Below are 21,415 nucleotides of genomic sequence, written 5' to 3'. Positions count from 1 at the left end.
TCACTCCGATGAGGCGGCTTCCCGGCCGCTATCGAGATAGCCCTGGAGGATGATGGCGGCCGCGAGGGCATCCGGCGCCCCTTTCTCGCGTCTGTGCTGCGGCCGGTCGCGTCTGAGAAGCCGCTCCGCCTGCGCCGTCGACAGCCTCTCGTCCCAGAGCCGGACGCGCAGTCCCACGCTCTCGAGACGTGCGGCGAACTCGCGCGCCCGCCGAGCCTGCTCCCTCTCCACGCCATCGAGCGAGACCGGCAGTCCCACCACCGCTTCGCCCGCGTCCTCCGATGCGGCGAGCCGCGCTATCTCAGCGACGTCGTCCTCGGGGGAGCGCCTCTCCAGCGCCGTCAGCGGGACGGCGAATCTGTTGTTGGGGTCGCTTATCGCTATACCGATGCGCTTATCTCCCACGTCGAGGCCGAGCACGCGCATCTCCTAAGAGCCCTTGACGCCTTTCAGACCGTCGACGGCCAGCTTTCGGGCGAGCTTCAGCGCTTCGTCCAACCGTCCGGCGTCCCTGCCGCCGGCCTGCGCCATCCCCGGCCGGCCGCCGCCGCCCCCGCCGGTGACCTGCGCCACTTTGCTGATGAGCTCGCCCGCATGCAGCCCCCGCTCCGTCAGGTCGGCGGTGACGACGGCAAGGAAGCTGGGCCTACCGTTCGCGACTGTTCCCAGGACGATGACGGCGCTCCGCAGATGGTCGCGCAACCAGTCGCCCATCTCGCGCAAGGCCTCCGGGCTCGTCACCGGCACCCTAGCGGCGACGACGGCGCTGGCGTCGACGCGCTCCGCCTGATCGGCGAGCAGCTCCGCGCTGCGCCGTCCCAGCTCCCGTTCGAGAGCGCGGACGCGCCGCCCCAGCGACTCCGTCTCGCCCAGCAGCGACTCGACGCGCTGCTCCAGCTCAGCCGCCCCACCGCTGACGCCCAGGCGCGCGCTCAGCCGGTTGAGGGCGGCGATACGCTCGCGCACGTACTCGTCGGCGCCGCGCCCCGTGAGCGCTTCGATGCGCCTCATGCCCGCGCCGATGCTCTCCTCACCCACGATGATGAAGCTGCCGATCTGGCCCGTGGAGTCGACATGCGTGCCGCCGCACAACTCGGCGCTGTAGCGGCCGTTATCGATCTCCGGCACTTCGATGACGCGCACCTCGGCGGCGTACTTCTCGCCGAAGAGAGCGATCACCCCTGCCTTCATCGCCTCTTCGTAGGAGGTCCACGTCTTACGCACGGGCGCGTCCTCGCGTATCTTCTCGTTCACTAGCGACTCGATGGCGGCGACCTCTTCCGGCTTCAGCGGCTCAATGTGGGTGTAGTCGAAGCGCAACCTGTCGGGGGCGACGAGCGAGCCCGCCTGACGGGCGTGGGGGCCCACCACCCGGCGGAGGGCGGCGTGCAGAAGGTGCGTCGCCGTGTGGTTGCGCATAGTGTCCCAGCGCTTCGCGGCGTCGACCTGCGCCACGACGTCGTCGTTGACGGCGATACGCCCCTCGATCACGCGGCCGCGTTGGAGGACGAGCCCGCCCTCCGTGCGCTGCGTGTCCTCGACGCGGAAGCGGCCATGAGCGCCCGCTATCTCGCCGGTGTCGCCCACCTGGCCGCCGGCCTCGGCGTAGAACGGCGTCTCATGGAGCACCAGCTCCGCCTCCTCACCTTCCGCGACGCTATCCACCATTGCGCCGCCCGATACGATGCCGAGGACGCTGGTCTCGTGGCGCATCGTCTCGTAGCCCACGAAGCGGGTGCGCGCCTGAGCGAGGGCGGCGTAGGCCTCTGCCATCTCCGCTTCCGTGGCGCGGAAGCGTCCGGCGGCGCGGGCGCGCTCTCGCTGCGCCTCCATCTCCCGCTCAAACCCCTCCTCGTCGACGGCAAAGCCGCGCTCGGCCGCCAGTTCCACTGTCAGCTCGAGCGGAAAGCCGTAAGTGTCATAGAGGTAGAACGCGTGAACGCCGGGGAGCCTGCTTTCCTTACCTGTACCGAGGCCGGTCAAGAACGCGGTTAGCTGCGCCTCTCCCTGAACGAGCGTATTCTGAAACTTCTCCTCCTCCAGCGACACGATTCGGGTCACAAGTTCCTTGTTCTCTTCCAGCTCGGGGTATTGAGGGCTGTAGTGCCGAACGACGGCATCGGCGGTGGAAGCGAGGAACGGCCGCGTCAGCCCGAGCCGTCGCCCGTACGCAATCGCCCGGCGCAGGATGCGGCGCAACACGTATCCGCGGCCTTCGTTTCCGGGCATGACGCCGTCCGCGAGCAAGAACGTCACCGCGCGCGCGTGCTCGGCGATTATTCGCTTGCTGCGCGCGACTGGCACCCCCGATGGGCTCTCCTCGCCGCTCATCCCCGTCCTGCGGCCGTCATGGTCCGGACCCATGCCCGATATTTCCTCGATGAGTTCGATAAGCGGACGGAAGAGGTCGGTCTCATACACGGTGCGTACGCCTTGAAGGACGCTCGCCCAGCGCTCCAGCCCCGCGCCCGTGTCGATGTTCCTCTGCGGCAACTCGGTCCGCGAGCCGTCCTCGTTCTGGTAGTACATCGTGAACACGAGGTTCCACAGCTCGGTAAAGCGCCCGCAGCCGATCTGCGGATGGCACGTCCCCGCCTCGCACTCGGGGCAGCCCGGCGTCGGGCCGTAATCGTAGTGGATCTCGGAGCAGGGGCCGCAGGGCCCGACGTCGCCGGAGAACCAGAAGTTGTCCTCCTCGCCGTAGCGCCGGATGCGCTCCAGCGGCACACCCAGGTCTCGCCAGTACGCCTCGGACTCGTCGTCGTCTAGGTAGACGCTGACCCAAAGCTTCTCGTGCGGAAGCCCGACGCCCTCGTCGCCATCGGTCACGAGCTGCCAGGCCCACTCTATCGATTCCTTCTTGAAGTAGTCGCCCACACTGAAGTTGCCGAGCATCTCGAAGAACGTCAGGTGGGTCGCGTCGCCCACGCTGTCGATGTCGCTGGTGCGGAAGCACTTCTGGACGGTGACCATGCGCCGGGCAGGAGGCTCGGCCAGTCCCATGAAGTAAGGCTTGAACTGCACCATGCCAGCGGTGGTGAAGAGCAGCGTCGGGTCGCCGTGGGGGACAAGCGACGAACTGGGTATGGGCTTGTGCCCCCGCTTCTCGAAGAACTCTACGAATTTGCGACGGATCTGCTGGCTATCCATATCGATCTACAAGTCTAACAGATATCGACGCCCTGACACTATTCGACAGCTCCTACCCGCAATGAGGCGCAGCTTTGCGCGAATTGTATTGGCCGCGTCGCGGGGGTGTCAATTACTGACAGCCCTCCGCTGTATGCCACCTCGCGAGCGGAGGCACCGGCGGCGCCTGTGGGGCGATTTCGATCCACAGGAGCTTTCGCTCGACGGCCGCCGCCTGATCGCGCTTGCGGAGAAGGCGCCGCCACTTGACAGGCCGGTACGCGCGTCGATACTATTCTTAGATGGATGTTCCCTGAGACAAGAGTCGGAGGGCGTCCGGCCGGAGGACTTCCGGCGAAGAGGGAGCCTATCCCTTCCGTGAACGAAGACGACCCATCTGAAGGCGGCGACGGCACTCATAAACGGGCCGATGCCGTCGCAACATCGGCGGTACGACGTGTCGAAGACATGGTCGGCGACCGCTTTTTTCTTGCCCCCACTGCACATCAGGAGTAGGAGGCGATGAAGGCTGTCCGGCGTCGGTCTTCGTCGCCTTACGTTTTGAAATGCGTAACAGCAACTGGGTGACCGTCATCCTCGCCGCCGGCCTCGGCAAGCGGATGAAATCGAAGGTGCCGAAGGCGCTGCACTCGATAGCCGGCAAGCCGATGGTGCGGTACGTGCTCGAGGCCGCCCGCACTGCCGCCGGCGACGATGCGCATTGCGTCGTGGTCGTCGGGCACGGCGCCGACCAGGTGAAAGCGGCGCTCGGCGACGGGATCGACTACGCACACCAGGCGGAGCAATTGGGCACCGGCCACGCCCTCGCGCAGGCGCAACCCCTCGCATCGGCGGCCGAAAACGTGCTCGTGCTGAACGGCGATATCCCGCTCATTACGCCGTCCACCATCTCTAACCTGATGCGACGCCACGTGGAAGAGCAGGCCGACCTGACATTCCTCACCGCTCGGCCGTTAGACCCTAGCGGCCTGGGACGCGTGGTCCGCGACGACGAGGGACACGTCACCCGCATCGTCGAGGAAGCGGAGTCGCAAAGCCTTGCCGCCAGCGACGTCGAGGTGAACGCCGGTGTCTACTGTTTTCGCAGCGAATGGCTCTGGCCGCGCCTCGGCCGCCTGCCGAAAAGCGCCGTCGGCGAGTATTATCTGACGGACCTCGTGGGCATGGCCATCGCTGAGAGGTCGAAGGTGGCAACGGTGCAAACGGACGAACCGCAAGAGGCGATGGGGATAAATGACCGCTCGCAGCTCGCCCGCGCCGAAGCCGTCGTGCGCGAGCGCATCCGGCAGCGTCACATGCTGGCGGGCGTGACGATCGTCGACCCCGCGACCGCATACATCGATGACGGGGTCGCGATAGAAACGGACGTCATCATCTATCCCAACACGATTCTCGCCGGCGACACGCGCATCGGGCCCGACTGCACGGTCGGCCCTAACAGCCGCCTGGTTGACGCCGCCCTCGGTGCGCGCTGCCGCGTCACCGAATCGGTGGTCGAAGGCGCCACGCTTGAGGACGATGTCGATATCGGGCCGTTCAGCCACCTCCGCCCGGGCTCGTATATCTGCCGGGGAGCGCACATCGGCAACTTCGTGGAAGTGAAGAACTCGCGCATCGGCGCCAATACCAAGATCGGCCACTTCAGCTACATCGGCGACGCCGAGGTGGGCGCAGGTGTGAATATCGGCGCGGGCACGATCACCTGCAACTACGACGGACGCGTGAAGAGCCGCACCGTCATCGGCGACGGCGCCTTCATCGGCAGCGACACGATGCTCGTCGCGCCCGTGAAGGTGGGCGCGAACGCCCGCACGGGCGCGGGCTCGGTCGTCAACCGGAACGTGCCCGCCGGCGAACTCGTGGTGGGCGCGCCCGCGAGGATAAGCAGGAAGGTCAGGAGCAAGTAGACTTGGAAGCTGACTTATGGGTCGGCCTCGTGCTGCTTATCGCCGCGCTGGCGCTGCTCGTGCTGGTGACGGCGGCGGAGGCCGGCGTCGTGTCGATTAGCCGCTCGCGTGTCCGCTCGGCGGCCGGCAAAGGCAGGGCCGACGCCCTCGAAGCCTACCTGAACGACAGGCGCGCCGTCCTCGAATCGCTGGCCGTCGCCCGCGACGTCGCGCTGGTCGCCAGCATCGCCATCGGCGTCTTCCTGGTCCTCCGCGAGACAGGCCACACCTGGGCCGCCCTCGCCGTGACCGCTTTCGGCGCGCTGCTCGTCTTGGCGCTGTTGCAGGCTCTCCCCCGCCTGCTCGTGACCGCAAGCCCCGAGCGCTGGAGCCTCCGGCTGGCGCCGCTGGCGCGTGCGCTGAAGGTCGCCTTCGCCGTCCCCGCCTGGCTGTTGCGGCTGCCGGGGAGAGCGCTGATGCGACTCCTCAGACGGGAGCCGGAGGCGGCCGAGGAGGTCTCCGAGAGCGAGGAGATCGTGCGCATGATGGAGATCGAGGAGGGCAACGGCCCCATCGAGGAGCCTGAGCGCCGCATGATCCGCGCCATCATTAACCTGGAAGAAACGAGCGTCCATGAGATCATGGTGCCCCGTATAGACATCGCGGCCGTGCCCACCGACGCGACCCTTGAGGACGCGACCCAGATCATCATGGAGAAAGGGTTCAGCCGCGTTCCCCTCTACGAGGAGACCATCGATAACGTCGTCGGCGTGCTCTACGCCAAGGACATTATGAAGTTCCTCGCTTCCGGCGGCACGGACCGCTCCGCCCCCAACCTGCGCGACCTGGCGCGGCCGCCCTTCTTCGTGCCCGAGTCGAAGAAGGTCGACGAGCTTCTCGCCGATATGCGCGCGAACCGCGTCCACATGGGCATCGTCGTCGACGAGTACGGCGGGACGGCGGGCCTCGTCACCATCGAGGACCTGCTGGAAGAGATCGTGGGCGAGATCGAGGACGAGTACGACCGCGAGGAGCCGACGGTCGAGAAAATCGACGAGAACGAGCTGGTGGTCGATGCCCGCGTGGGCATCGACGACCTGAACGAGCTGCTGGGGCTGGAAATTGAGGGCGAGGACTTCGACACGGTGGGCGGCTTCGTCTACCACCACCTGGGGAAGATACCGATCGTCGGCGAAGAGGTGCAGGCCGACGGCGTGCGGCTGAAAGTGTTGTCGGTGGCGGGCCGCCGCATCAAGAAGGTACAGGTGCGGAAAGAGGAGCCGCCGCCCTCAAACGACAACAACCCGAAGCACAGTTAGGCGGCCTGGTCTGGCTTAGTCACCGCCGCCCGAAGTGCAACGCGCCGATCCCAATCACCGCGAACGCGGCACTCAACCCCACAGCCAGCGCCGCCCATGTCCCCGCTGTCGGGCCAGAACCTTGGCTCGACGTGGCAAAGTCCGCAACGAGGCCGGCCGGTGGGAGCCTGACCGTTCCGCCAACACCTGATGGCGTCGCGTGGGGCGTAGGCGTCGGGCCGGGCGTTGCCGTGGGTTTCGGTGTCGGCGTAGCGGTGGGCGTCGGCGGCGGAGCGCAGGGAGGATCGCCCTCGCGCACGTAGTCGGTGAATTCGACTGATATCCGGTCGTGCGAGGACTCCCAGTTGGGCACGTTCACCACCTGCATGTGGCCCTCGTCGCCCCGCGGCGCATTCGCCAGACAGATCGTCCCGTTGGGCGGCGTAGTCGCGGGCATGACGATATCCACGCCGGTCTGGAACGGCAGCGCAAAGAAGAACTCGTCCGGCGCGCTGAGGTCGGTCACGCCGTCGGAATTATTGTCGAAGGCGTGGATCACGATGGGACGGTGCGAGATCGGGCATGTCGCCGCGTTGATGACGTTTGTCCCGTTGATTTCGAGGATGTCGTTTTCTCCGCCCGGATCGTCGCCCCACCATTCCTTGTACCTGAGAATGGCAATCGTCGCATGATTCGGGCCGGGCTCCTCCTGCGCCGAGATGGGCGAATCAGGCGGCAGCGAGAGCAGGCGGATGAGGTAGTTGCTGCGGATGAACCGCTGGAAATAGAAATGGTGGTCCATGGCGTACTCGCGCCTCAGGACCATCTCGTAGTACTTCGAGCCATCGGCCGCGAACGGGCCGAACGCTCCATCGGCCCCCAGCACGTACGTGGCCTGCGGGCTGCCGCCGATGCGCGCGCCGGTCGTGCCGTCTACCTCCCAGATTTCCAGGGTGGCCCCATCCCATCCGCTGTTGAGAGGGAAGTTTACCGCCCGCCCGGCCAGCTCAACGTTTGCCTCAGGCAGTATATCCAACGTCGTGGGCGAGTGGCCGGTGAGAAACTCATATTGCGCTGCGAACGATTCGGGTGAGGTCACGGCCTCCGTATGCGTCTGGTTGGGCAGGTAGACGTTAGTCGCTCCCACTATTTGACGCGTAGGGTCTCCCATTCCCCAGATCGCCAGCGTGGGCACGCCTCCCGGCAGCGCGTCGGCGGTCCGGCCATCCAGGTTCACGTATTTGCACACCCGCGCCGCCCGTTCGGGCGCGCTGTTCAAGTAGTCCAGCATCACCGTCGTGCCCAGCGAGTGCGCCGCGATGTGCACGCAGTCGGCGTCGAATTTCGTGCGCACACTATCGATATAGGCGTCCAGAAGCGGCCTCATGACCTCCGGAGACGAGTCCAGTGAATTGTAGTCGAAGGCGCTGATGTGATCGGCGGGGTAGCCGTTGCTGGCGAAGCGCATCGCCTGTGACTGGTACTGCGCCCCCGAGCCCACAAAGCCGTGGACGAAGACGATGGGAACGAACTCCGCGTCCGCGTTCGCGGGTTGCGGCGCCGTGGAGGCCAACGCGGTCCCCAACAACGCAAAGACGCCGATTATGACGGCCAGCGCGAGCGCTTTCAGCCTGCCTGCCAAGAGTCCCATGACTTACTCCTTTTCCTAACGCGGGGTGCAGTTATGCCACGCTCAACAGCCGGGCGGATCGCAAACAGCGGCGCCCGCTCCGGGTTGCGTCGAAGGCGACCGCCGGGGCACAAATAGCAGACCGACGGCCGCGGCCGGGAGGCGCAGCGAACACCCTTCACGTCCCGCACCCTCTTATGCTGCGGCGGGGATATCAGGGAAAGACCACCAGTGCCGCCATTATACTTTCGCTCACGTTCTTGTCAAGCGGCCCAGCCAGGCCCGACTCGCCTCGGATCGTCCGTCGCATCTCGTTGTCCCGCGCGAAACCTCTGTGCTAGAATGCCCGCCGATGGCGAGCGACGACGCCGATCTCAAGTACTGGGTCGCACTCGGACGCGTCCCCCGCATCGGACGCGCCCGTTACCTCCTGCTCGAAAAGCACTTCGGCAAGCTTGAGAACGCCTGGACGGCGTCCGCGGGCGAGCTCCGCGCCGCCGGCCTCGACCAGCAGGCAATTACGGCCATCCTCTCTCACCGCGGCGAGATATCGCCCGACGAGGAGATGGAGCAGCTCACTCGCCAACGGGTCCGCGCCCTCACCTGGAACGACGACGCCTACCCCGCAAAGCTCAAAGAGATATACGACCTCCCGCCCGTGCTCTACGTGCGCGGCGAGCTCCAACCGGCCGACGAGTGGGCCGTCGCCATCGTCGGCACGCGGCGCGCGACCCCCTACGGACGGCAGGTCGCGGAGCAGTTCGCGACCGAGCTCGCGGGAAGCCGCGTCACGGTGGTGAGCGGACTCGCGCGCGGCATCGACGCCATCGCCCATCGCGCCGCCCTCGCCGCCGGCGGCCGCACCATCGCCGTCATGGCCTGCGGCCTCGACATCGTCTACCCGCCGGAGCACGCCAAGCTGGCGCAGGAGGTGCTTGAGCGCGGCGCCCTCGTCTCCGATTATCCTCTGGGGACGCAGCCGCGCGCCGACTACTTTCCCCGTCGCAACCGCATTATGAGCGGCATCAGCCTCGGCGTATTGATGGTAGAGGGTGACGTGAACAGCGGCGCGATGATTACCGCCCGCCTGGCGCTGGAGCAGAACCGCGAGGTATTCGCCGTGCCCGGCAGCATCTACGCGCCGACCTACCGCGGGAACAACAAGCTGATCCAGGAGGGCGAAGCGAAGCTCGTCGGCCGCGTCGAGGACGTGCTCGAGGAGCTGAACCTGACGATGGTGCCGCAGCAGATGGAGATGAAGGAGCTCATCCCTGCCGACGAGACGGAGGCGCGTCTCCTGCGGCGTCTATCGTCGCAGCCGCGCCATATCGACGAGGTGCGGCGCGAGTCTGGGCTGCCCATCGCCGTCGTCAGCAGCACGCTCGCGATGCTCGAGCTGAAGGGGATGGTGCGACAGGTGGGCCGGATGAGCTACGTCCGCGTCCGCTGATGCCTCTCCCCGTCCCGACCGATAATGTGGGCGGGCCGGTGCCCGCCCTGTCATAACGGGTATGATAAGCTTTACATAGAGAGCGTTATGGCGAAGAAGAAAGAGAAGAACCTCGTAATAGTTGAGTCGCCGGCCAAGGCGCGCACCCTCGCCGCCCTCCTCGGCTCTGACTACAGAATCCAGGCGTCGGTCGGGCATGTACGCGACCTCCCGAAATCGCGCCTCGGCGTTGATATCGATACGGGCTTTCAGCCCAGCTACGTCGTCCCGCGCGAGAAGCAGGCGGTCGTGCGCGAACTCAAGCAGGCCGCGGCCACGGCAGCCACCGTCTTTCTCGCCACCGACCCCGACCGCGAGGGCGAGGCCATCGCCTGGCACATCGTGGAGGCGACCGGCCTCGGTAAGGTGCCGCACCGGCGCGTCGTCTTCCACGAGATAACGAAAGAGGCGGTGCAGAACGCCTTCCGCCACCCGCGCGACATCAATCAGAAGCTCGTCGACGCCCAGCAGGCCCGCCGCATCCTCGACCGGCTCGTCGGCTACCAGATAAGCCCCCTGCTTTGGAAGAAGGTGCGCCGCGGCCTCTCGGCGGGACGGGTGCAGTCGGTGGCGCTGCGCATGGTCGTCGAGCGCGAGCGGGAGATCGAGCGCTTCCGTCCGCAAGAATACTGGACGATCGACGCCACGCTCGCGAAGGAGACGGCGCCCGACGAGACGTTTGTCGCCCGCTTCGTCGGCGCTGCCGGGAAGCGCAAGAAGCTGGAGATCGGCTCCCGTGAGCAGGCAGACGCGCTGCTGCATACGTTGCGGTCCGCCCGCTACAGCGTCGGCGCCGTCAATCACAAAGAGCAGCGGCGGCGCCCCCAGCCTCCCTTCATAACCAGCACGCTTCAGCAGGAGGCATCGCGACGCCTCGGCTTCTCCGCCCGTCACACGATGGCGCTGGCGCAGCAGCTCTACGAAGGTCTGCCTCTGCCCGGCCAGGGACAGGTCGGCCTCATCACGTATATGCGCACCGATTCGACGCACGTCGCGGAGTCGGCGCTACACGAGGCACGCGCCTACGTCGCCGAGAGGTTCGGGCCCGAGGCGCTGCCGCCGACCGCGCGCGTTTACCGCAAGAAAGCAAAAGGCGCGCAGGAGGCGCACGAGGCCATCCGGCCCACCTCGCTGCGCCGCGACCCCGAGTCGCTGCGGAGTGTCCTCAAGCGCGACCAGCACCGGCTCTACAGCCTCATCTGGCGGCGGATGCTTGCCAGCCAGATGAAGGACGCGGTTTACGACGTGACGTCGGCGGAAATCGAGGCCGCGCCGCAAGAAGGCGAGCCTTTGCTCCTGCGCGCCTCCGAGACCACCCTCCGCTTCCCCGGTTACCGGCAGGTCTATCAGGAGTACAGCGACGAAGCCGACGACGACGGCAAGCGCTCGCTGCCCGAGCTCACGAAAGGCGACGTCCTCCGCCTCCTCGACCTGCTGCCGGAGCGGCACTTCACCGAACCGCCCCCTCGCTACACCGAGGCCACTCTCGTCAAGGCGATGGAGGAGAACGGCATCGGGCGGCCCAGCACCTACGCGCCCATCCTTTCGACCATTCAGCAGCGCGGCTATGTCGAAAGGGAAGGACGCTATCTCAAGCCGAAAGAGCTGGGCTTTGTGGTCAACGACCTCCTCACAAGCTACTTCTCCGACATCATCGAGGTCGGCTTCACCGCCGAGATGGAGGAGGAGCTCGACGAGATCGCCGGCGGGCAGCGTGAGTGGCAACCGGTCGTGCGCGACTTCTTCGAGCCGCTGCAGTCGGCGCTGGCGAAAGCGGCAGAGGCGCCGCCCCTGCAGGAAGAGACCGGCGAAACGTGCCCGGAGTGCGGCCGTCCCCTGGTCGCGCGCTGGGGGCGGTTCGGGCGCTTCCTCGCGTGCAGCGGCTTTCCGGAGTGCCGCTACACCCGCCCGCTGGAGAAAGAGGAAGAAGAGGCGCAGGAAGCTCCCAACGAGTTCTGCAACCTCTGCGGCAGCCCCATGGTCATCCGCCGCGGGCGCTACGGGCGGTTTCTCGCCTGCTCCAACTACCCGCAGTGCAAGGGGACGCGCCGGCTGCTGGCGAAGGTGGGCGTCGCCTGCCCCGACTGCGGCGGCGACATTGTCGCCAAGCGCACGCGCCGCGGCAGGACGTTCTACGGCTGCTCGAACTACCCCACGTGCCGTTTCACAAGCTGGTCGCGCCCTCTGCCGGAGAAGTGTCCTCAGTGCGCCGGCCCGCTGACGGCGCAGGCTGGCGGCAAGGCGCGATGCCTGAAGTGCTCCTGGAAGGGACCGCTTCCCAGCCGCCTTGTCGAGGTCCCCGCCTGATCGGAGGAATATCCAGCAAGGAGTGAGCGTGACGCAGGACAGGGACGAGTCTCTGCTACAGGAGTACGTGCAGGTGCTGCGGTCGGAGCGGAACCGCTCGCCCTACACCCTCCGCAACTACGCAACCGACCTCCGCGCCTACTTCTCGTTCCTGGCCGGCGAGGGACTCGACCTCCTGACGGCCGACCGGCACACTGTCCGCTCCTACCTGGCGTCCCTCGCTGAAGGCGGATTCGCCCCCGCAAGCGTGGCCCGCAAGGTGAGCACCATCAAGTCGTTCTACCGTTACCTGCTCCAGCGGGGAGTCGTCCGCGCGAACCCCTGCGCCGCCGTCCGCGGCCCGAAGCGACCGCGCCGCCTGCCGCGGTTCCTCGACGAAGAGGAGATCACGGCCCTCGTGACGGCGCCGGACGCCGACAGCCCGCAGGGGCTGCGCAACCGGGCGCTGCTGGAGCTGCTGTACGCCGCCGGCACCCGCGTCAGCGAGGTCGTCGGCCTCAATACGTCCGATGTGAGAACGGGCGAAGAGGGAGGCATGCTGCGCGTCCGCGGCAAGGGGAACAAGGAGCGCATTGTCCTCATCGGCAGGCCGGCGGCGCGCGCGCTCCACCGCTATCTGCGACAGGGCCGGCCGCTTCTGGCGAAGGGCGCCGAAGAAGCGCTGTTCCTGAACCGGAAGGGTGACCGCTTATCGGCGCGCGCCGTGCAGATCATCGTCCGCAAGGCGGCGCTCGCCTGCGGCCTCGGCAAGCGGGCACACCCGCACCTGATACGCCATACGTTCGCCACCCACATGCTCGACGGCGGCGCCGACCTTCGCGTCGTCCAGGAGCTGATGGGGCATGCAAGCGCCAACACAACTCAGATATACTTGCACGTAACCGAGGCGCGACAGCGCCAGGTCTACGACCAGGCATGGGACGCCATGGCCCAGAGCTACGAGCGGCTGCTTCAGGAGCGGAAGAAGACAAGAAGCCGAGAAGAGGAGGACAGGCCGGCAGATGAGGATACTTCTGATTAACGGCCCCAACCTGAACCTGCTTGGTACGCGCGAGCCGGAGATCTACGGCACACTCACCCTGAGCGACATCGAGGTGCTGGTGCGCAAGGAGGCGCAGGTCCTGGGCGTCGAGACGTCGTTCTTTCAGTCGAATCACGAAGGCGAGATCATCGATTTCATCCAGTCGCAGGCGCCCGACGCCGACGGCATCATCATCAACCCCGGCGCTTTCACTCACTACAGCCTCTCCCTGCGCGACGCCCTCGCCGCTTGCGGGCTGCCCGTCATCGAGGTGCACATCTCGAACATCCACGGCCGCGAGCCTTTCCGGCGCCGCACCGTCACCGGCGAGGTCGCCCGCGGGCTCATCGCAGGGCTCGGCTGGCGGGGATACGTCGCCGCCCTGCGTGCCCTCACCGAACTCATCCGCGAGGAGCAGGGCGGAGCCGGATCATGACCGCAGACCGCCTCACAAAGCTGCGCGAGAGGCTCCACGAGCAGGAGCTCGACGGTCTTCTCGTCTCCCATCCTCAGAACCGGCGCTACCTCTCCGGCTTCACGGGCTCGGCGGGCCATCTTCTCATCACGGAAAGCGCCGCGCTCATCGCCACCGACTTCCGTTACTTCGAGCAGGCCGGCAAGCAAGCCCCCGGCTTCCAGCTCGTCCCCATCACCAGCACCGCCGTCGAAAGCTGGCTACCGGCGCTTCTCGTCGGACTCGGAGGCAGGAAGATCGGCTTTGAGGCCGACCACCTGAGCTACGCGAACTACAGGCAGTTCTCCGAAGTCGTCCGGGAGCTGCCGGAGCCCGACCGGCCCGGCCTCGTTCCCGCGCAGGGGCTCGTCGAGGGACTGCGCGCCGTCAAGGAGCCGCAGGAGATCGAGGCGATACAGGCCGCCGTCGACCTCGGCGATGGAGCCTATGCCCACCTGCTGGCGACCGCGCAGCCGGGATGGACGGAGCGACAGGCGGCGTGGGAGATCGAGAAGTACATCCGCGAGCACGGCGGCGAAGCGGTCTCCTTCGATACGATCGTCGCCGGCGGCGAGTGGAGCGCCCTCCCGCACGCCTTCCCTCGCGACCAGGCGCTCCCCCAAAGCGAGCCCATCATCGTCGACCTGGGGGCGCGCGTCGACGGCTACTGCTCCGACATGACGCGCACGTTCTGTCCCAGCGAGGGGAGCGAGCGCTTTCGTATCATATATGATATAGTACTGGCGGCGCAGCTTGCCGCCGAGGAGCTTATCGAGGCGGGCATGACCGGAGAGCAGGCGCACATGCTGGCCCACCGCGTCATCGAAGAAGCGGGGTACGGCGAGAACTTCGGGCACGGCCTCGGACACGGCGTCGGGCTGGAAGTGCACGAGGCGCCGCGCCTGGGCCGCGGCTCGACGGACGTGCTGGCCGACGGCATGGTCATGACGATCGAGCCGGGGATATACATATCGGGCTGGGGCGGCGTCCGCATCGAGGACGTGGCGGTGATGGAGAACGGCCGCCTCCGCGTGCTAACGCGCGCCCCCAAACTCTAGCAGACAGGGCATAGGAGATGATTGAGACAGGTGATCTGAAGAAAGGCATTACACTCGAAATCGACGGCGTACTCTACCAGGTGCTCGACTACCAGCACATAAAGATGGGACGCGGCACCGCCCAGGTCCGCCTCAAGCTGCGCGACGTGCGCGGCGGCCACACAATCGAGCGCACGGTGCAGGCCGGCGAGCGCTTCACCCGCGCCCGCGTCGACAGGCAGTCGGCGCAGTACCTCTACGCCGAGGGTGACCTCCATCACTTCATGAACACGGAGACGTACGACCAGATCGTCATCAACAGCGACCGCCTCGGCGACGCCCTCAACTACCTGCGCGAGAACGCCACCTGCGACATCCTCACCTACGGCGACGAAGCGATCGGCGTCGAGCTGCCCGCCGCCGTCGAGCTACAGGTCACGGAGACCGACCCCTGGGTGCGCGGCGACACGGCGCAGGGCGGCACGAAGCCCGCCCGCCTCGAAACGGGGCTGATGGTGCAGGTGCCGCTCTTCATCAATACCGGCGACACTCTTAAGATCGATACGCGGAGCGGCGAATACCTTGAGCGCGTCTCTACATGACCTCCATGCACGTCCATAGCGTCAGCAACGTCGCCACCTACCTTCGCGAGCTGCTCGACAGCGACGTCCACCTCGCCGACCTCTGGATAAGCGGCGAGGTCTCCAACCTCTCGCGCTCCAGCGCCGGCCACCTCTACTTCACCCTCAAGGACGCCAACGCCCAGCTCCGCTGCGTCTTCTTCCGCGCCGCATCGCTCCACGCCGAGCTTGCGTCGCTGATGGAGAACGGGGCGCAGGTGGTCGCGCACGGCCGTATCTCGCTTTACGAGGCGCGCGGCGACTTGCAGTTTTATGTCGACTTCATACAGCCGGAAGGGATCGGCGTCCTGGCGATGGAGTTCGAGCGGCTGAAGGCGCGTCTCCAGGAGGAAGGGCTGTTCGATGAGACGCGCAAGCGTCCGCTGCCGCCCTTCCCGAAGTCCATCGGCGTCGTCACCTCGCCGGCGGGCGCCGTCTTTCACGACATCTGCTCCGTGCTGTCGCGGCGCTGGCCCCTCGCCGAGGTCGTCCTCGCCCCCACCGCCGTCCAGGGGCTCGAGGCCGTCCCCGGCATCGTCGCCGCCATCTCGCGGCTGAACCAGGAGCCCGCGCTCGACGTCATAATCGTCGCCCGCGGCGGCGGCTCGCTGGAGGAGCTGTGGGCCTTCAACGAGGAGGCGGTAGCGCGCGCGATCTACGCCAGCCGCCTGCCCGTCGTCTCCGCCGTCGGCCACGAGACGGACTTCACGATAGCCGACTACGTCGCCGACCTGCGCGCGCCCACGCCGTCGGCTGCGGCCGAGATGGTCGCGCCGGACAAGCGGCAGGTGCTGGTCCGCCTCGCCGTCCAGGCTGCCTCGCTCACTGCGGGGGTGCAGGCGCTCGTCCGCGAAGGCCGCGAGGACGTCCGGGCGGCGGTGCACCGCATGGAGCGCTGCGGGCCGTCGGTTGACCGCGAGCGCCAGCGGGTAGACGATCTTCTGCGCGGGGCAACGAGCGTGGTGGAGCTTACCCTGAGCGGCCAGCAGAATAAGCTCAACGGCTTTTGCGCCCAGCTCCGCTCGCTGCATCCGCAGGCCACGCTCGACCGGGGCTACGCGCTCGTCCAGAGAAACGGCGACATCGTGAGCAGCGCGAGGGCCGTGAAGAGCGGCGAGCGACTCGGCGTCCGCGTTAGCGACGGGTCGTTCCCCGTGCGCGTCGAAGGCGCGGGCGGCCGCAAGAAGAGGACGGCAGCCGCGGCGACTCTGCAGCCGTCCCTTTTCGGGGCGGACGAAGGCGAAGAAGATGAGCGAAAAGAAGACTGAGAGCTTCGAAGAGCTTTTCGGCCTCCTCGAGGAAACAGTGGCAAAGCTGGAACAGGGCGGCCTGCCCCTCGAGAAGTCGCTGGCGCTCTACGAGGAGGGGATGCGCCTCGCCCAGCGCTGCCAGGAGATGCTCGATTCCGCCGAGCTTCGCGTCAGGCAGCTAAAAGAGTCTTTCGCCGCCTACGCCGTCCCGGAGCCGGATGAGCTTGACGAGCAAGAGCCTCTCTAGCTCCCGGAATCCTCCAACAGGAACGCTACCCAGCCTGAAGGCCGGGGCATGACGGTGAGACTGGCGCCGCGGGCTTCAGCCGACGGAATCGGGGATAGTCAGCGCAACAAAGACATGCTCAAAGCCGACCTCCACCTTCACACCGATCGCTCGCCCGACAGCCTCATCTCAGTCGCGCGGCTCATTCAGCAGTGCGTTGCCCGCGGTATCGATTGCGTCGCGATCACCGACCACAATACGATCGACGGCGCCCTTGCCGCGCGGGAGATGGCGCCCTTCAAAGTCATCGTCGCCGAGGAGGTGAAAACAACCGAGGGCGAGATCATCGGCTTCTTCCTCAGCGAGGAGATACCACGGGGACTCTCGCCGGAAGAGACGGTGCGGCGGATCAAGGAGCAGGGCGGCCTCGTGTGCATACCGCACCCATTCGACCGCCTGCGCCGCGAACCGCTGCGCGCCGCCGCCCGCGAGCGCATCCTGCCGCAGGTCGACATCATCGAGGCGTTCAACGCCCGCGTCACCTTCAAGAGCGACAACGAGAAAGCGCGCGCCCTTGCTGAGGAGCGCGGCCTGGCGATGAGCGCCGGCAGCGACGCCCACTCGCTCGCGGAGGTCGGGCACGCTTACGTGGAGATGCCCGCGTTCGATACCCCGCAGGAGTTCCCGAACGCGCTGCGGGCGGGGAGGATCGTCGGCGGCCTCAGCAGCCCGCTTGTCCATCTCGCCAGCACCTGGGCCAAGCTCCGGCGCCGGTCGCGCGCGAGGTAATATTCGCTGGGCCAATTGTAAGCCGGCGCCCACGCTGATATAATTCGGCACTGCAATGAACGAAGACTCTTCTTACACCGGGGAAGTGCTTCTCTGCCCCGACTGCGGCACCCCTTACGATCCTGCGGACGATTTCTGCCGCAGGTGTGGCGCCCCCTTGTCGGACCGCAGGCTTCCGGCCGTCCGCCGCGACTACCAGCCGGTGGCCTGGCAGCCGCCCGTTCCCGCGATAGTCCAGGGGGCGGCCGTGCTCGCTGCCGGCACCGTAGCGGAGATACTCATCCGAAAGCTCATCGGACGTTTCTTCCGCCCTCGTTCCCTGCTGCCCATCCTCCGGCGCCCGGGCAAGCGGCCGCTCGAAATCGTTCCGCGGGACGATGAGGAGATGGAGGAGATGGAGCCGGAAGCGCAGATCGAGAGCCAGACGGTCGTCTTCCGTCGGGTAAGGCTGCGGCGCCGGCGCTCGCAGTAGCGTCGCTCCGGGCAGGCGCGGATGATCTACAATAAAACGATAGGTAGATTCATTCTGTCGAGGTATTGAACGATGGCGAACGTCGTCGTAGTGGCCGACATGATCCGCGGCTTCATGGAGCCCGGCTACCCGCTCTACCTCGGAGACGAGGCGCGGAAGGTCATCCCGAACGTGCGCCGGCGCCTGGAAGAAGAGAAACGCAAGGGTTCGCGCATCATCTTCATGGCCGACAACCACGAGCCGGACGACCGCGAGTTCCAGATGTTCCCGCCTCACTGCATCAAGGGGACCGTGGAGACCGAGGTCATCCCCGAGCTGGCGGACCTGCCGGACGAGATTTTGCCCAAGACCCGTTACAGCGCTTTCTACGGTACGGCGCTGGCGGACCGCCTCCGCGAGCTCGCGCCGGAGAAGGTGGTGATATGCGGCGTGTGCACCGATATCTGCGTGCTTCACACCACCGCCGATGCCCGCAACCGCGATTACGTGGTGGAAGTGCCGGCGGACTGCGTGGCCACCTTCGATGAAGAGGCCCACCGGTTCGCACTGAAGCACATCGAAAGGGTGCTGGGGGCCGAGGTCAGCAACAAGCCGGAAGGATAGCCGCCGCAGGCTCAACGCAGGGAAGCAGGTTGGACGAAGAGTTCCCCATATCGCCCGCGGTCGTTGCCGGTGACACAGCGGACGTCTACTTTCTCCGCACACGCGAGGTGCTGGAGAAGGCGGGGCTGAATCCTCGCGCCACGATGGAGGTCTTCCCCGCGCGCGACGGCCTGCTCTGCGGCATGCGAGAGGTGGTGTCGCTTCTCCGCACAGCGCTCCCCGAAGGCTCCGAAGTCTGGGGCCTGCCCGAAGGCCAGAGCTTCGTTCGCAAGGAAGTGGTCCTCCGGATAACCGCTCCCTACCAGTCTTACGGCATCTACGAGACGGCCATCGTGGGCTATCTGGCGCAGGAGAGCGGCTGGGCGACGGCGGCCCGCGAGTGCGTCGAGGCGGCGCAGGGGGTCCCGGTCATCAGCTTCGGCGCCCGTCACGTCCACCCCGACGTTGCGGCCGTGATGGACTACGCGGCCGTCGTCGGGGGCTGCCTCTCATGCTCCTCGGTGCTCGGCGCGCGGCTAGCCGGCATCGAGCCAGCGGGGACGATGCCCCACGCGCTCATCATCTGCTTCGGTGATACGGTCGACGCGGCGCTCGCCTTCGATAAGTTCCTGCCACCCGAGGTGCCCCGCACCGTCCTCGTCGACACGTTCCATGACGAGGCTGAGGAGGCGGTACGGGTGGCGTCGGTCATGGGAGAGCGCATCCGCGGCGTCCGCCTCGACACGCCGGGAGAACGCGGCGGCGTGACTGCTGAACTGGTCAAGGAGGTCAGGGCGCGGCTGGACCAGGGCGGCTACGGACACGTTGAGATATTCGTTAGCGGCGGCGTGACGCCCCAGCGAATGCGCGAGATGCGCGAAATAGGCGCGCGCGTCGACGGCTTCGGCGTGGGAAGCTACATCACCAGCGCGCCGCCTATCGATTTCACTGCCGACTTGAAAGAGGTGGAAGGCAAGCCCATCGCCAAGCGCGGGCGCATCCCGGGGATCACCCCCAACCCGCGCTTGATCAGGCTCATCTGACGGGCCCACAAGGCGCCTTCTCACCCTGCAATACAGGCGGGGGCAACCACCGCTCCCAAAGGCAACCCGGCGCGGAAGAAGGCCGGCAGGACTCTCCTGCAAGGCCCCCTTCTGCTCTCACGGAGCTCGACCGTGCGGACTCTCCTGTACGTGCTGCTTCTCGCTGCTGCGCTGGCCGCCGTGCGCTTGCTGACACCGATCAGCGCATCGCAACTCCTGGAGAACGGAGGTTTCGAGGAAGGCACGCGCGCATGGGCCGCGTCCGGAGGACTCGAGATCGTCTGCGGTCAGGGCATCGCCGTCGAGGGCGGCTGCTCGGCCCTTCTTACGGCGCAAGTTGCCGGCAGCACGATGCTCCGGCATACGACAGTGCCGATAGAGCCGGGCGGGACGTACACGCTTTCGGCCCACGTGCTCAAGAACGACGCCCGCGCGGAGGCCGTCTATCTGCACGTCGCGTGGAGAGACGAAGACGGCAACGAGATCGAACACGACCACTGCGAGCTTTCGCAAAACGGGCCGTATTTCCGGCACCTGTCGACGGGCCCGGTGCAAACAGCGCCGAACGCGGTCTCTGCCGCGGTCTCCGTCTACCTCCTTTCGTACAGAAGCGGAGCGCAGGTCTATGTCGATGACGTCCGCCTGGACGGCAACGCGCCCCCTCCCTCGACGCCGACCGCGGCGCCCACGGACACCGCGTCTCCGGCAACCGCGACGCCTGCGCACACCGCTGCGCCGTCCGCAACCGTTACCGCTGTCGCCTCAGCCACGCTCATCCCCACCCCGACCGGCACGCCCAGTCCTACGCCTGCGCCGCCGACCATACCCGAAGGCTATCTGTTGAATGCGGGCTTCGAGGAGACCGCAGGGGACGCGCTGCTGGCCTGGCAGAAGTACGGCGGCATCCTCGCCCAGACTGGCGAGAAGCGCCGCAGCGGCAGCTTCTCCGCCGTCTTCTTCAGCGATACGGAATCGACGAAATGGGTCTACCAGACGGTCCTGGTGCGCGAGGACAAAGCATACGTCTTCGAGGGCCACGTCCTGCTCGATGACCCCGCCGTCGAACGGGTCTACCTCCGGGTGTCCTGGTACGCCAGCAGCGACGGCAGCGGCAGCGCCATCAGCGCCGCCGACTCCGTCGAGCGGCTGGCTTGCTGCGATCCCACGTTCCGCCACATCAAGACGGAGCCCCTTTCGCCGCCGCCGGGGACGCGCTCCGCCCGCTTCCGGATCATGCTCGACCCCGTCTCGGCAGCCGGGGCCCGCATCTACCTCGACGACATGGCCCTGCGCGAGACGGCTCCATTCGCCCCGCCGCTGCCGTCGGCCACTGTCCCGACGGATACGGCACCGGACGGGGAGACACACGAGACCCTCTCCGCTCCGACATGGACGCCGGCCCGCCGCACGCCGGTTGTCAACGGCTTCCCGCTGCCGTCTGCGGAGAAGTCGCCCTACCAAGTGAAAATCAACGAAGTCATGTACGCGCCGGCCGAAGGCGGCTGCGAGTGGTTCGAGCTGTACAACGCGGCCGATGCGCAGGTTGAGATGGAGGGCTGGACGGTGGCCGACAACCACGCCACCGACGCCCTCCCTTCGCTGACTTTGCCGGGCCGTTCGTTTGCCGTAGTGGCCGCCGATGAGACGGCCTTTCGCAAGGCCCATCCGGGTTTTGCGGGGGCGCTGCTGCTCGTCGCCGACGGCCGCATCGGCAACGGACTCGCCGACAGCGGTGACAGGCTCGCGCTCCGGGACGGCGGAGGACGCATCGTGGATAGTCTCTCGTACGGCGGAGACGCATCCGTATTCTCGACTCCCGTCCCGGCGGTGGCGATCGGGCACAGCATCGAGCGCTCACCCGCGGGCGCGGACAGCGACAGCGCGAACGACTTCGTCGACAATCCGAGTCCGTCGCCGGGCGCCGCCATTGACGCCGAAGCGCCGTCATCGTCCGTAGCCGGCATGTCGGTCGCCTCCTCGCTCGCTTCACCGGCCGACCTCGAGGTTCCGCCAGCATCGACGGGCAGCGGCTTCCCCTGGCTCCCCGTCGCCCTCGGCAGCGGCCTGCTCGCTCTTGGCGCCGGCTGGGGCGCCGCCGCCTTCCTCTGGCTCCAGGCGCGTCGCCACGCGAACTAGTCGTCCCATCTGTTCCTTGCCCCTC

The 21,415-nt window shown here is 66.9% G+C and carries 19 protein-coding genes; 16 read left to right on the top strand and 3 right to left on the bottom strand.

Annotation, left to right across the window (positions count from 1 at the left end; translation table 11 throughout):
* Entirely contained in the window at window positions 1–426 is a 426-nt protein-coding gene (gene ruvX, locus QME71_07145; protein MDI6858069.1) for a Holliday junction resolvase RuvX, read from the bottom strand.
* Window positions 427–429: 3 nt separating this feature from the next.
* Complete coding sequence (gene alaS / locus QME71_07140; GenBank protein ID MDI6858068.1) at window positions 430–3,150, bottom strand: alanine--tRNA ligase; 2,721 nt, start codon at window positions 3,148–3,150, stop codon at window positions 430–432.
* A 357-nt stretch (window positions 3,151–3,507) separates the two neighbouring features.
* On the opposite strand from alaS, the gene QME71_07135 reads away from it, so the two are divergent.
* The 3 genes from QME71_07135 to QME71_07125 are packed head-to-tail and all read left to right on the top strand — an operon-like array spanning window position 3,508 to window position 6,355.
* Window positions 3,508–3,645: a hypothetical protein gene (locus QME71_07135; protein ID MDI6858067.1), complete on the top strand. Its 138-nt coding sequence runs from the start codon at window positions 3,508–3,510 to the stop codon at window positions 3,643–3,645.
* Window positions 3,646–3,695: 50 nt separating this feature from the next.
* Window positions 3,696–5,057: a bifunctional UDP-N-acetylglucosamine diphosphorylase/glucosamine-1-phosphate N-acetyltransferase GlmU gene (glmU, locus tag QME71_07130; GenBank protein MDI6858066.1), complete on the top strand. Its 1,362-nt coding sequence runs from the start codon at window positions 3,696–3,698 to the stop codon at window positions 5,055–5,057.
* Between the two features lie 2 nt (window positions 5,058–5,059).
* Window positions 5,060–6,355 (top strand): hemolysin family protein, encoded by a 1,296-nt coding sequence (locus QME71_07125; protein MDI6858065.1) that lies wholly within the window; start codon window positions 5,060–5,062, stop codon window positions 6,353–6,355.
* A gap of 19 nt (window positions 6,356–6,374) precedes the next feature.
* Here the strand turns inward: QME71_07125 and QME71_07120 are convergent, their stop codons facing one another.
* Window positions 6,375–7,985, bottom strand: a complete 1,611-nt coding sequence (locus QME71_07120) for an alpha/beta hydrolase (protein ID MDI6858064.1) — start codon at window positions 7,983–7,985, stop codon at window positions 6,375–6,377.
* A gap of 331 nt (window positions 7,986–8,316) precedes the next feature.
* Here QME71_07120 and dprA point away from each other — a divergent pair, with 331 nt between their 5' ends.
* The 13 genes from dprA (at window position 8,317) to QME71_07055 (ending at window position 21,390) form a co-directional block, all read left to right on the top strand.
* Window positions 8,317–9,414: a DNA-processing protein DprA gene (dprA, locus tag QME71_07115; GenBank protein ID MDI6858063.1), complete on the top strand. Its 1,098-nt coding sequence runs from the start codon at window positions 8,317–8,319 to the stop codon at window positions 9,412–9,414.
* Between the two features lie 87 nt (window positions 9,415–9,501).
* Entirely contained in the window at window positions 9,502–11,760 is a 2,259-nt protein-coding gene (gene topA, locus QME71_07110) for a type I DNA topoisomerase (GenBank protein ID MDI6858062.1), read from the top strand.
* Window positions 11,761–11,788: 28 nt separating this feature from the next.
* The gene (locus QME71_07105) at window positions 11,789–12,781 is read left to right on the top strand and encodes a tyrosine recombinase XerC (GenBank protein ID MDI6858061.1); all 993 of its coding nucleotides are present in this window, start codon (window positions 11,789–11,791) and stop codon (window positions 12,779–12,781) included.
* Window positions 12,762–13,217 (top strand): type II 3-dehydroquinate dehydratase, encoded by a 456-nt coding sequence (gene aroQ, locus QME71_07100; protein ID MDI6858060.1) that lies wholly within the window; start codon window positions 12,762–12,764, stop codon window positions 13,215–13,217. The genes QME71_07105 and aroQ overlap by 20 nt, the downstream gene beginning before the upstream one ends.
* Window positions 13,214–14,293 (top strand): Xaa-Pro peptidase family protein, encoded by a 1,080-nt coding sequence (locus tag QME71_07095; protein MDI6858059.1) that lies wholly within the window; start codon window positions 13,214–13,216, stop codon window positions 14,291–14,293. Before aroQ ends, QME71_07095 begins: the two co-directional genes overlap by 4 nt.
* A gap of 17 nt (window positions 14,294–14,310) precedes the next feature.
* Window positions 14,311–14,874, top strand: coding sequence for an elongation factor P (gene efp / locus QME71_07090; GenBank protein ID MDI6858058.1), 564 nt, complete (start codon window positions 14,311–14,313; stop codon window positions 14,872–14,874).
* Entirely contained in the window at window positions 14,871–16,160 is a 1,290-nt protein-coding gene (gene xseA, locus QME71_07085; protein MDI6858057.1) for an exodeoxyribonuclease VII large subunit, read from the top strand. The genes efp and xseA overlap by 4 nt, the downstream gene beginning before the upstream one ends.
* Window positions 16,141–16,389, top strand: a complete 249-nt coding sequence (gene xseB / locus QME71_07080) for an exodeoxyribonuclease VII small subunit (GenBank protein MDI6858056.1) — start codon at window positions 16,141–16,143, stop codon at window positions 16,387–16,389. Before xseA ends, xseB begins: the two co-directional genes overlap by 20 nt.
* Window positions 16,390–16,503: 114 nt before the next feature.
* Complete coding sequence (locus tag QME71_07075) at window positions 16,504–17,157, top strand: PHP domain-containing protein (GenBank protein ID MDI6858055.1); 654 nt, start codon at window positions 16,504–16,506, stop codon at window positions 17,155–17,157.
* Window positions 17,158–17,314: 157 nt separating this feature from the next.
* Window positions 17,315–17,629: a hypothetical protein gene (locus tag QME71_07070; GenBank protein ID MDI6858054.1), complete on the top strand. Its 315-nt coding sequence runs from the start codon at window positions 17,315–17,317 to the stop codon at window positions 17,627–17,629.
* Between the two features lie 72 nt (window positions 17,630–17,701).
* Complete coding sequence (locus tag QME71_07065; protein MDI6858053.1) at window positions 17,702–18,232, top strand: isochorismatase family cysteine hydrolase; 531 nt, start codon at window positions 17,702–17,704, stop codon at window positions 18,230–18,232.
* Between the two features lie 29 nt (window positions 18,233–18,261).
* The gene (locus tag QME71_07060; protein ID MDI6858052.1) at window positions 18,262–19,254 is read left to right on the top strand and encodes a nicotinate phosphoribosyltransferase; all 993 of its coding nucleotides are present in this window, start codon (window positions 18,262–18,264) and stop codon (window positions 19,252–19,254) included.
* A gap of 132 nt (window positions 19,255–19,386) precedes the next feature.
* The gene (locus tag QME71_07055) at window positions 19,387–21,390 is read left to right on the top strand and encodes a lamin tail domain-containing protein (protein MDI6858051.1); all 2,004 of its coding nucleotides are present in this window, start codon (window positions 19,387–19,389) and stop codon (window positions 21,388–21,390) included.
* The last annotated feature ends 25 nt before the right edge of the window (window positions 21,391–21,415 follow it).

Source organism: Dehalococcoidia bacterium (assembly GCA_030018455.1).
In the GTDB taxonomy this organism is placed as follows: domain Bacteria; phylum Chloroflexota; class Dehalococcoidia; order DSTF01; family JALHUB01; genus JASEFU01.
This window is presented reverse-complemented; position numbering and strand designations above follow the sequence as displayed.